Annotated in this window: 5 protein-coding genes; all 5 read left to right on the top strand. The window is 46.3% G+C overall.

Annotated features, from left to right (window positions below):
- The coding region (locus Q1V74_RS06605; protein ID WP_300647594.1) for an ATP-binding cassette domain-containing protein at window positions 1–461 on the top strand (461 nt) is incomplete at its 5' end.
- Window positions 462–487: 26 nt separating this feature from the next.
- Window positions 488–1,474, top strand: a complete 987-nt coding sequence (gene phnD / locus Q1V74_RS06610) for a phosphonate ABC transporter substrate-binding protein (RefSeq protein WP_260650808.1) — start codon at window positions 488–490, stop codon at window positions 1,472–1,474.
- A 65-nt stretch (window positions 1,475–1,539) separates the two neighbouring features.
- On the top strand, window positions 1,540–2,334 hold the full coding sequence (gene phnE, locus Q1V74_RS06615; protein ID WP_260650807.1) for a phosphonate ABC transporter, permease protein PhnE: 795 nt from the start codon (window positions 1,540–1,542) through the stop codon (window positions 2,332–2,334).
- 42 nt (window positions 2,335–2,376) lie between these two features.
- Complete coding sequence (gene phnF / locus Q1V74_RS06620) at window positions 2,377–3,075, top strand: phosphonate metabolism transcriptional regulator PhnF (RefSeq protein WP_300647595.1); 699 nt, start codon at window positions 2,377–2,379, stop codon at window positions 3,073–3,075.
- A 13-nt stretch (window positions 3,076–3,088) separates the two neighbouring features.
- Window positions 3,089–3,300: phosphonate C-P lyase system protein PhnG (locus Q1V74_RS06625; protein WP_300647596.1), on the top strand; the 212-nt coding region annotated here is incomplete at its 3' end.

A 3,300-nucleotide genomic window follows, 5' to 3' on the forward strand; every position in this document is an offset into this window, starting at 1 on the left:
CCCAAGAAAAAGAGCAGGCCTTACAAGCGTTAGATCGCGTAGGTTTGCTTGAGCATGCCTATCGCCGTGCTTCGACCTTATCGGGAGGTCAGCAGCAACGTGTAGCAATTGCACGGACTTTATGCCAACACGCTGAAGTGATTTTGGCGGATGAGCCCATTGCCTCTTTAGATCCAGAGTCAGCACGTAATGTGATGGAGGTTTTAGCTGACATTAACCAAAAAGATGGCAAAACGGTGATTGTGACGCTGCATCAAGTGGATTACGCCGTGAAGTACTGTCGCCATGCTATTGCGTTAAAAGCAGGTCAAAAATATTTTGATGGGCCGATCGAGATGTTATCCACCCAAATGTTGAACCAGCTTTATGGTTCTGAGGCGGATACCAGTTTGTTCTTTAGCGACTTGGAGAGCATAAAAAGACAATCAGGTTCAGAGCAATTCGATTTTGCAGCGGCTTAATGTATTTATTTAATGTGAGAACTTCAATGGTAACAACTCTTTCCAAGTGGCTAGGAACGTCCGTATTTTTTGGCGTATTGGTTTCAGGAGCTGTGTCAGCTCAAGAACAAAAAGAAGTGAATTTTGGCATTATTTCTACTGAGTCTTCGCAAAACCTACGTCAAGTTTGGGAGCCTTTCCTAGAGGATATGTCTGAGCGTACAGGTTATAAGGTCAATGCCTTTTTTGCTTCAGATTATGCAGGCATTATTCAGGCGATGCGTTTTGATAAGGTCGATATTGCGTGGTTTGGTAATAAATCAGCGATGGAGGCTGTAGACCGAGCTGGCGGTGAAGTGATCTACCAGACTATTGATCACAATGGAAATGGTGGTTATTGGAGTTTATTAATCGCTCATAAAGATAGCCCTCTGAATAGCGTCGAGGACGTATTAGCACAAGCGAGTGAATTGAACTTTGGGAATGGCGACCCTAACTCCACCTCGGGTTTTTTGGTTCCTGGCTACTATGTTTTTGCTAAAAACGGGGTTGATCCTAGCAAAATTTTTAAACGCACGGTGAATGCTAGCCACGAAGTGAATGCGTTATCGGTTGCGAATAAGCAGGTGGATGTGGCGACTAGCAATACCGAGGCGATAGAGCGCTTGTATCTGATGAATCCTGAAAAAGCGCAAGAAATTAAAGAAATTTGGCGTTCGCCTTTGATTCCCTCAGACCCTATCGTTTGGCGTAAAAACTTACCTCAAGAGGTTAAGGTGAGCTTTGATGAGTTCTTCCAAACGTATGGGGACCAACCTGAAGAGGCAGAGGTGTTGAAATCCTTGCAGTGGAGCAAGTTCAAAAAATCCAGTAATGATCAATTGTTGCCCATTCGTCAGCTAGAGCTATTTAAGGCACGCAGTGAATTAGAGGCGGATTCTAAATTATCAGCAGCTGATAAAGAAGCACAGCTTGAGCAACTCGATGCACAGCTAGAAGACTTAGCGAAAAAAATGGCAAGTCTAGCAAATTAAGACTTAATTGAGACAAGCGCTAAGACCTGAGTGATGAATAGCGTTCAGGTCTAACTAGGGTAATTATGACTACATTGATTTCAGCGGTTGAGCTAACAAAGCCTCATAAGAACAATTGGTTAAGACTGTTGGGGTGGGGGCTTTTTATTTATTTTCTTGCGTGGTCTTGGGAAGGCGCTGAGATGAATCCCCTACAGTTGTGGAAGGATTCAGCCAATATGGCCACCTTTGCCGCCGATTTTTTCCCGCCCAACTTTACTGACTGGCGTTTATATGTAAAAGAAATGCTGATTACTGTGCAAATTGCAGTTTGGGGCACGGTGTTAGCGGTGATTTTTGGTGTGCCGTTAGGCTTAATGTCTTCAGCCAATATTGTGCCGTGGTGGGTCTATCAGCCCGTACGTCGCGTTATGGATGCCTTGCGTTCTATTAATGAAATGGTTTTTGCCATGTTGTTTGTAGTCGCGGTGGGATTAGGACCTTTTGCTGGAGTGTTGGCCTTATTTGTAGGCACGACTGGGGTGTTAGCCAAGTTATTTGCTGAAGCGGTGGAGTCCATTGATCATGGCCCAGTGGAGGGGATTCGTACTACCGGCGCTAGCTCTTTACAAGAAATTGTGTTTGGTGTGATTCCACAAGTGATGCCGTTGTGGATTTCCTATGTGTTGTACCGCTTTGAGTCTAATGTACGTTCGGCCACAGTGGTGGGAATGGTAGGTGCAGGTGGGATTGGTGTGTTGTTGTGGGAGTCCATTCGCGGCTTTCAGTTTCAGCAAGGTGCAGCCATTCTTTTGATCATTATTGTGGTGGTGAGTCTCATTGATATTGTGTCCCAGCGTTTACGTCGCGTGTTTATTTGAATGTGTAGAGGGGCAGGGAACTGCCATTTTTATTATATGAACATGTCTAGACAAGCCGAGCCCGTCTATTTACAGATCGCAGCCGCGTTGAAAGCTGAGTTAATACATTATGCAGCGGGAGATATGTTGCCCGGTGAGTTGCCCTTAGCTAAACGGTTTGGAGTAAATAGACACACAGCTCGACGTGCATTGGATGTGTTAGCTCAAGAAGGGTACGTGGTTCGTGTGCAGGGCAAGGGAACACAGGTTTTAGAGGCACCGTTACGTTACCCCATGGTAGAGCATAGTGCTTACAGTGATTGGTTTGGTGCGACTGGACACAGTACCAAAGCCAAACTGTTAGGGGTGGTGCGGCGGGACGCTGAGCAGGTAGAGGCCCAGCACTTAGGGTTAGAGACTGGGACTGAGGTGGTGGAGTATAGAACACTGCGTTTGATTCAGGAGAGCCCAATTAGTGTGATTCGACATGTATTTGCTTTAGAGCATGCCGAATTGTTGGCAGGCTATAAGCAGGGTTCGATGCGGCGCTATTTACGTGGTCAGGGTCAGGTTTTGACACGAGCCTTTAGTTTGATTGGGGCCCGAATGCCCACCATGCAAGAAAGCTCACGTTTATTGATGCCAGAAAATAGACCCGTATTAACAGTGCAAACGTTGTCCAAGAATCAGGATGGTAGGGCTTTTGAGTTAGCTTGGTCAGTAAGCCGAGCAGATCGATTTCAATATCACGTTGTGGTGTAAGGGGAATGCAGTGATGACTGAACAGGAAACCGTGGTTAGGCGTCAGAGATGGATGCAAGTGTTGGCCCGAGCAGGGCAGGACTTGCTGCAATTTGAGGCCGAGTTAGCATCCTATGAGTATAGCTATATTCGTAAGCCAGAAACAGGGATGGTGATGGCCAGAGGCGCAATGGGCGGCAGAGGGCAAGCTTTTAATGTAGGAGAGGTGACGGTAACGCGTTGTGT

The organism is Paenalcaligenes sp. (assembly GCF_030152715.1).
In the GTDB taxonomy this organism is placed as follows: Bacteria; Pseudomonadota; Gammaproteobacteria; order Burkholderiales; family Burkholderiaceae_B; genus Paenalcaligenes; species Paenalcaligenes hermetiae.

What these genes read in the sequence shown, in the direction of transcription:
- phnD (WP_260650808.1), top strand. Translation starts at nt 488, where the DNA reads ATGGTAACAACTCTTTCCAAGTGGCTAGGAACGTCCGTATTTTTTGGC.
- phnE (WP_260650807.1), top strand. Translation starts at nt 1,540, where the DNA reads ATGACTACATTGATTTCAGCGGTTGAGCTAACAAAGCCTCATAAGAAC.
- phnF (WP_300647595.1), top strand. Translation starts at nt 2,377, where the DNA reads ATGTCTAGACAAGCCGAGCCCGTCTATTTACAGATCGCAGCCGCGTTG.